Genomic DNA, 8137 nt, shown 5'->3' on the forward strand with positions numbered 1-8137 from the left:
CTTCTGAACGAGGGCCCCGACCGGATCGCTTCGGACGGGGCCCTCGCCGCGCGGCGCGTTCACCAGCCTTCGGTGAGGACCCGGTCGAGCGCGGCGACGACGGCATCGGCGCTGTCCGCGGTGAGGCACAGCGGCGGCTTGATCTTGAGCACGTTCGAGCGCTCCGACGTGGTCAGCACGATGACTCCCAGCTCGCGCAGCCGCTCGCAGATCGCCGCGGCCTCGGCGGCCGCCGGCTCCATGCTGTCCCGATCCCGCACGAGTTCGACGCCGAGATACAGGCCCTCGCCGTGCACCGGGCCGATCAGGGGGTGCCGCGCGGCCAGGTCGCGGAAGCCGCGGACGAGGCGGGCGCCGATGACGCGCGCGTTCTCCTGCAGCCCCTCCGCCGCCATCGCGTCGAGCACGGCGATCCCGACGCGGCAGCTGAGCGGGTTCCCGCCCGCGGACGAGAAGAACTGCCCCTGCGTCGCGAGGGCATCCGCGATGCGCCGCGAGGTGATCACGCCGCCGATCGGGAAGCCGTTGCCCATCGGCTTGGCGATCGTGATGATGTCCGGGACCACCCCCGACTGCTCGAAACCCCAGAAGCTCGATCCCATCCGTCCGAACCCGACCTGCACCTCGTCCGCGATGCAGAGCCCGCCCGCCGCGCGGACCCGCGCGTACGCGTCGGCGAGGTAGCCGTCCGGCAGCAGCACGCCGCCGGCGTTGCCGAGCACCGATTCGCACAGGAACGCCGCCGCAGGGCGCCCCTGGGCCGCGAGCCGGTCGAGGTCTGCCCCGAGGTCGGCGGCATAGCGCGGCCCCGTGTGCTCGCCGCGGTAGGTGCCGCGGAACCGGTTCGGCACATCCGCGACGTGCACCCAGTCCGGGCGGGTCGCGAGGGCGTCGGGGTTGTCGTAGGCGCTCGTCGTCACCGCATCGCTCGCCATGGTCCAGCCGTGATAGGCCTCACGCAGCGCGACCACGGTCTTCCGCCCCGTCGCGACCTGCGCGAGCCTCAGGGCGAGGTCGACCGCCTCGGATCCGCTGTTCACCAGCAGCACCGTGTCGAGAGGCTCGCCCGGCTCGTCCGGACGGCGCGGTGGGAGCAGGGCGAGCAGCCGCTCACTGTACTCGGCGAGCGCGCGGTACAGGAACCGCGAGTTCGTGTTCAGGATCCGGATCTGCCGGTCCACGGCGTCCGCGACACCCGGGTGCCCGTGCCCCAGCCCGCTCACGTTGTTGACCATGTCGATGTAGGCGCGGCCGGTCGTGTCGACGAGGTGGTGCCGCCACCCGCGCTCGATCTGCGGCGGGCGCTCGTAATAGCGCTCCTGCGCCCGCGAGAAGATGCGCTCACGCCGGGCGAGCTCGACGGAGGCCTCGTCCGACCCGGCCCGCGAGACGAGCCCGAGCCACTGCGCGGGGTCGGCGCTGAATCGACGCCAGGCCGGGACCTGCTCCGGTGAGACGAGCGGCGCGTCGAGGTCATCGACCCGAGGCGCCGGCGCTCCTGTCGCCACGACCTGCACCACGATCGTGCGCGGATCATCGCTGGCCGACACGACCCCGATCTCCGCTCCGGCTCCGACGTCGACGCCGCCCGCGTGCGGGCCGTCCACTCCCGCGACCTCGAGCAGCCACGCCTCAGACAGTGCGATCCTGACGCGCCCGGGTTCGGCGTCCCGCACCCGGCCCGCCGCGGGAGCCGTGACCGGCAGTGCCGCTCCCGCGGGCAGATGGATCGCGGTCCCGGTCGGCCAGGTCGCCGCCGCCTCGGCGCTGTCGATCCTGGTCCGGGTGAGCCGAGAGACCCCATACGGCATGACCGCAGCAGCGGCCCCTGCAGCCATCGCGATCTCGACGAGGCGCCGCTCGGCGTCGGGCTCGAGCCAGGCGCCTGCGGCGAGCGCGGCGGATTCCACCCCGGGATCGAGGATCACCACGTCGCCCACGAGGCTCGGCAGGAGGGAGGCGAGCGGGGCCGGATCCTCGCCGCTCAACGGCTCCGGCGCGGCCGGGACGGTCGACTCGAATCCGAGCCTGTCCAGCACGAGCTCGGTCGCGATCACGGGGTCGACCCGGGTGGCGGCGTCGAAGATCGCCTGCTCGCCCGCGATCCGCTCCCGGGCGTAGTCGTTGCCTCCGTCGATCTCGAGCTGACGCCAGCCGCTCGCCACGAGCAGCGCCGCACGCAGCACGATGAGCGGCCAGACCGCGCGCGCCTCCGCCGCACTGAGCGGCGCCGCGGCATGGAACGCGGCAATGGTCTCGAGCACCCGCAGGGGACGCTCCGGCTCATGGTGCAGCATCGAGGAGGCGCACACGGCGAGCTCGGCGACGCGCCAGCCCAGCGCGAGATCGCCGAGGTCGAGCACGACATGCGGATGCAGCCGGGCGTCGGCGCCGCGCACGCCCGTGACATTGTCATCGGTGAGGTCGCCGTGGATCGGCTGGACCGGAAGCCGCTCCGCGACCGCAGACAGCATCAGCGCGGCGTCCTCCGTACGTGCGAGCACCTGTGCGCGGAGGGCCGGATCCGCGATCGACGGGGCCAGGCGCCGCACCTCATCGGCAGCGACCCGCATGTCCCACATCTGCGGACGGTCCAGACCCGGATGGGCGAGCCCGGCGAGCGCGTTCACCGAGGCTGCGGCGAGGGATCCGAACTCCGCGAGCACGACCGGTGCGAAGTAGCCGACGTCCACCATCGGGTCGCCCTCGGCGAAGGCGCTGCGGCGCACCGCGAACCCGTTCCAGCGCTGGGTGAGCGCACCGTCGAGCCCCGGCAGCACGGCCGGCACCGCGACACCCGCGGACCGATAGGCGTCGAGGGCCGCATGCTGGGCCTCGCGCGCGCTGTCGGGGAACACCGGATTGTCCACGCGCAGCACGCTGCGGGATCCGTCCGGCTCCATGAGCACGAAGTTGCGGTCCTGGTTGCTGCCCAGCTCGGCGGCCGTCGCGACGATCCCGTAGCGCTCGAACGCGATCTCGGCGGCTTCCTCGGCGGAGACGTCGGGGCGCACGAGTCCCCCGGATGGCTGCTCGGACACGGAGGCCCCTCCTGCGGTCGGTCTGTGGTGGGCGCGTCAGAGCGCGTGGTCGTCGAAATGCCGCGCCAGCGACCGCGCATACCGCTCGGTCAGCTGCACCATCAGATCGGGCGTCGAGCGATCCACCCCGAAGACGTAGCCCGGGAAATCGAGTTCGTGCTGCGCCTCCCAGATCTCCTCGTGCCGCTCGGGCGACAGGATCAGCACGGGATCGCCCACCGCCACCCAGCCGATCGGCACCACGGTCTCCGGCGGCAGCGTGGTGCGCAGATGCACGACCGCGTTGATGCGCACCTCGCTGCGCTCCCCGATGCGGGCGCCGTTGAAGATCCTGGTCCCGGTGGCGAGGAAGACCTCGTCGGCGATCGTCGCCCCGGAGATGCTCGCCATCGGGCCGACCAGGACATGGTCGCCGATGTGCACGGGGTTCGCCGCCGTCGCCCGGATGAGCGCGTTCTCCATCACGATCACGTGCTCGCCGAGCGTGATCGGGCCGCCCTCGGCGGTGATCACCGCGCCGTGCAGCACCTGGCAGTTCGGGCCGATCGTGACGTCGCCGGAGATCACGGCGGACGGCGCGACGACCGCGGTGTCGTCGATGCGGGGCCGAGCCCCGAGGTGCTCGTAGATCATGTGATGAGCGTAGTGCCGGCGACCGCCGCTCAGGCCCCGACGGGCGGTAGCAGACCCTTCGCGGCGGCCATCATGCGTGCCACGAGCAGCGCGGAATCCAGGATCTCGCCCTCCGCGATGAGGCGATCCAGCTCCGCGAGCGGCATGCGCACGAGCCGCACCTGCTCGGCCGGATCGTCGAGCGACGCGTGTCCGCGCCGTACCTCCGTCGAGAAGAACAGGTGCGTCGGCCACACCGCGCGCCCGGGGTTCAGGGAGAACGTGTGCAGCGGGATCAGGTCTTCGGCGACGAGCCCGAGCTCCTCCTCGAGCTCGCGGCGGGCGGCGTCCTCGGGCGACTCCGTGAGGCTGCCGCCCCCGCCCGGAAGATCCAGGATCCAGCGGTCGATCGCGTAGCGGTACTGCCGGCTCAGCAGCACCTCGTCACCGAGCACCACGAGGGCGGCCACCGAGTACGGCACGCTGCGGTCGACCTCGTAGGTGAGGCGCTCTCCCCCGGGCAGCTCGACCTCGTCGGCGTCGATTCGGACCCGCCCGCGATGCCGCTCGCGGGTGGACAGCCAGCGCCAGCGCTGCTCGGGAGCGCTCACCGGGCAGCCTCCGCCGGCACGTCCGCGGCTGCGGCTGCGGCAACAGGCTCCGGGAACAGCGCCGTGAGCAGCTGGGTCGTCCACTCGAGCGGATCCGCCCTGTCCGCACCCGGCATCGGCACCACGAGCGCGTCCCCGCCGCCGATGAGCTTCGCCTGCGGATAGAGCCGCTGCACGCGCACCTTCATCGAGTCCTCGAATCGCGCGGGCGCGACGCGCAGGTTCGAGCCCATCGCGACGACATCGGTGAGCCCGGCGCGCGCGGCGCGACGACGCAGTCGGGCGATCGACACGAGACCGGCGACCTCGTCCGGCGGCGTGCCGTAGCGGTCTGTGAGCTCCTCGACGACGTGGTCGATGGCATCCTCGGCCGCCGTCGCCGTCGCCGCGGAGGACAGCTTCTGATACGCCTCCAGACGCAGGCGTTCGCTGTCGATGTACGAATCGGGGATCCGTGCGTCCACCGGCAGCTCCAGGCGCAGCTCGGCGCCTGTCTCGGTCTCCTCGCCGCGGAAGGTCGCGACCGCCTCGCCGATCATCCGCAGGTACAGGTCGAAACCGACTCCGGCAATGTGTCCGGCCTGTTCCGCGCCGAGCATGTTGCCGGCGCCGCGCAGCTCGAGATCCTTCAGCGCCACCTGCATGCCGGATCCGAGATCGTTGTTCACCGCGATCGTCTGCAGCCGGTCGGCGGCCGTCTCCGAGAGCGGCTTCATCTCGTCGTACAGGAAGTAGGCGTAGGCGCGTTCGCGGCCACGGCCTACCCGCCCGCGCAGCTGGTGCAGCTGCGACAAGCCGTACCGATCAGCCCGGTCGATGATGATCGTGTTGGCGTTCGAGATGTCGAGGCCGGTCTCGATGATGGTCGTCGAGACGAGCACGTCGAATTTGCGCTCCCAGAAGTCGTCCACCACCTGCTCCAGCTGGTGCTCGCCCATCTGGCCGTGCGCGACCGCGATCCGCGCCTCCGGCACGAGTTCGGCGAGCTCGGCGGCCGCCCGCTGGATCGACTGCACCCGGTTGTGCACGTAGAAGATCTGGCCCTCGCGCAGGATCTCCCGCCGGATCGCGGCGGCGAGCTGCTTGTCGCTCTTCGGGCCGACGAAGGAGAGGATCGGGTGCCGGTCTTCCGGCGGGGTCTGCAGGGTCGACATCTCGCGGATGCCGGTGACCGCCATCTCGAGCGTGCGCGGGATGGGGGTCGCGCTCATGGCGAGGATGTCGACGTTGGTCTTCATCTTCTTGAGCGTGTCTTTGTGCTCGACGCCGAAGCGCTGCTCCTCGTCGATGATCATGAGCCCCAGGTCCTTGAAGATCACCTGGTCGGTGAGGATCCGGTGCGTGCCGATCACCATGTCGACGGATCCGTCGGTCAGACCGTCGAGGGTGAGCCGCGCTTCCTTGTCGGTCTGGAAACGCGACAGCGGGCGCACCTTCACCGGGAAGCCCGCGAAGCGCTCGCTGAACGTCTCGAGGTGCTGCTTGACCAGCAGCGTGGTCGGCACCAGCATCGCGACCTGCTTGCCGTCCTGGATCGCCTTGAACGCCGCCCGCACGGCCACCTCGGTCTTGCCGAAGCCGACATCGCCGCTGAGCAGGCGATCCATCGGGATCGGCCGCTCCATGTCGGCCTTGATCTCGTCGATCGTCTGCAGCTGGTCGGGCGTCTCCGCGAACGGGAACGCCTCCTCCAGCTCGCGCTGCCAGGGCGTGTCCGGTCCGAACGCGTAGCCCTTCGCCGACATCCGCGCCGAGTACAGCTTGACCAGCTCGACGGCGATGTCGCGCACGGCCTTGCGCGCCTTGCCCTTGGCCGCGGACCAGTCGCTGCCGCCCATCTTCGACAGGGTGGGCGCCTCGCCGCCGACGTACTTCGAGAGCAGGTCGAGCTGGTCGGTCGGGACGTAGAGTTTGTCGCCCGGGTAGCCGCGCTTGGACGGCGCGTACTCCAGCACCAGGTAGTCGCGCGTGGTCTTCACGGGATTGCGCCCGCCGGAGGACACCTCGCGCTGGGTCATCTCGACGAAACGGGCGATGCCGTGCGTCTGATGCACGACGAAATCGCCGGATTTCAGCTGCATCGGATCGACGACGTTCTTGCGCCGGGACGCGAGCCTCTTCACGACACGGGTGTCACCGCCGATCGTGCGGCCGTAGAACTCGTTCTCGGTGATGACGACGATCTTCGCGTCGGCGATCTGGAAGCCGGCCTCGATCGACCCGGTGACGAGCGTGGCGACTCCGGAATCGGGGATCTCGGGAAGGGCGTCCACGACGCGCGCGGCGACACCGCGATCGGCGAGCACGTCGCGCGCCCGGTCGACGAGTCCGGGTCCGGAGGCGACCACCACGACACGCCAGCCGTCGGCGACGCGGGCGGCGGTGAAGTCGATGGCGCCGTCCACGTTGCCGTGGAACGACGGGATGGGAGCGGCGGAGACGCCGTCGGTCCCCTGCTCGAAGGACACATCATCGGATCCGGCGTCGAAGGCGCTCAGCCGCCACCACACGCCGCCGCGGTCGTGCACGGCCTCGCGCAGCTCGCCCACGGAGAGGAAGTCGCCCGTCTGCAGATCGATCGGCGCGGACGCCCCCGCGGTCGCGGCGCTCCACGCCGCGTCGAGGAACTCGCGGTTCGTCTCGCCGAGACTCGCCGCACGGGCGCTGGAACGCTCCGGATCCACCAGAGCGACGGCGGAGTTCTCCGGCAAGTAGTCGGTCAGCGGCACCACGGGCCCGGCGACGACGGGAAGGAGCGACTCCATGCCCTCCACCGGGATCCCCTCGGACATCTTCTGCAGCATCCCGGAGATCCCCGGGAAGGCGGAGACGAGGGCGCCCGCGCGCGCTCGCACCTCGGCGGTCAACAGCAGCTCACGGCTCGCCGGCAGCGCCACCGCCGTGATCTCCGTGGGCAGGGAGCGCTGATCCGCGACCGAGAACAGCCGGATCTGATCCACCTCGTCGCCGAAGAACTCCACCCGGGAGGGATGTTCGGCGGTGGGCGGGAAGACGTCGAGGATGCCGCCGCGCAGGGCGAACTCGCCCCGCCGCGAGACCATGTCCACGCGTGAATAGGCCCGCTCGACGAGGGAGGCGGAGACGCTGTCGAGGTCGTAGCCCCGCCCGCCGACGGCGAGTTCGAGCGGCTCGACGTCGCCGAGGCCCGCGGCGACGGGCTGCAGCGCCGCACGCACCGAGGCGACGACCACGAGCGGGCGCTTCCCGGTCCAGATCCGCATCCGGCGCAGCACCTCGAGGCGGCGGCCGACCGTGTCGGGGCTCGGGCTGAGCCGCTCGTGCGGCAGCGTCTCCCACGCCGGGAAGGACAGGATCTCGGCGGCGGGCATGTAGGAGCCGAGCGCTGCGGCGAGGGATTCGGCCCGTCGGCCGGTCGGCGCGATGACGAGAAGAGTGGCCGGTCGGCCTGCGGCGGCACGACGTTCCAGGAGGCCGGCGACGGTCGGCGCGTCCATCCCGCTGCTCGCGAGCAGGTCGGCGTCGGTCTGCGCCCAGCTCAGCGCGTCGCGGAATCCGGACGCCTCCTCTTCCAGAGCGCGGATGATCCCCTGCACAGTCACCGGACGAGTCTATGCGCCGCCGCCGACACCGGGCTTGCAGGGCGGCTCACGGTCCTGGTGGTCCGAGTGCGTCGGCGAGCGTTTCAGCTGCGGGTCTTGCCGCGCCGTGGTGTCGGGGTCTGCGCCACGCGTGGTAGGGGTCCCACCAGTGGGGTCCGCGGATCTCGGGGACACCGTGTCGCATGCGGATGGCCCATCCGGACGTGTCGAGGGTGCGATGGTGGTGCCAACAGAGGCTCACACCGTTGCTGGTGTGGGTGGGGCCGCCGTCGGCCCATTCCCGTACGTGGTG

The 8137-nt window shown here is 71.4% G+C and carries 4 protein-coding genes; all 4 read right to left on the bottom strand.

Features of this window, described 5'->3' with window-relative positions; all coding sequences use genetic code 11:
- Positions 1 to 59: 59 nt before the first annotated feature.
- Genes ABD882_RS10015 through mfd form a run of 4 tightly spaced genes read right to left on the bottom strand, consistent with a single transcriptional unit; the run spans position 60 to position 7845 of the window.
- Entirely contained in the window at positions 60 to 3041 is a 2982-nt protein-coding gene (locus ABD882_RS10015) for an aminotransferase (protein WP_345186533.1), read from the bottom strand.
- 36 nt (positions 3042 to 3077) lie between these two features.
- A complete protein-coding gene (locus ABD882_RS10020) occupies positions 3078 to 3674 on the bottom strand; it encodes a gamma carbonic anhydrase family protein (RefSeq protein ID WP_345186535.1) in 597 nt (198 codons plus the stop codon).
- Positions 3675 to 3703: 29 nt separating this feature from the next.
- Positions 3704 to 4264 carry an NUDIX hydrolase gene (locus ABD882_RS10025; RefSeq protein ID WP_345186537.1) on the bottom strand — a complete coding sequence of 187 codons (561 nt, stop codon included), beginning with the start codon at positions 4262 to 4264 and terminating at the stop codon, positions 3704 to 3706.
- On the bottom strand, positions 4261 to 7845 hold the full coding sequence (gene mfd, locus ABD882_RS10030) for a transcription-repair coupling factor (protein WP_345186540.1): 3585 nt from the start codon (positions 7843 to 7845) through the stop codon (positions 4261 to 4263). The genes ABD882_RS10025 and mfd overlap by 4 nt, the downstream gene beginning before the upstream one ends.
- Between the last annotated feature and the right edge of the window lie 292 nt (positions 7846 to 8137).

Origin of the sequence: Microbacterium panaciterrae, assembly GCF_039541635.1 — a bacterium.
Classification (GTDB): domain Bacteria; phylum Actinomycetota; class Actinomycetes; order Actinomycetales; family Microbacteriaceae; genus Microbacterium; species Microbacterium panaciterrae.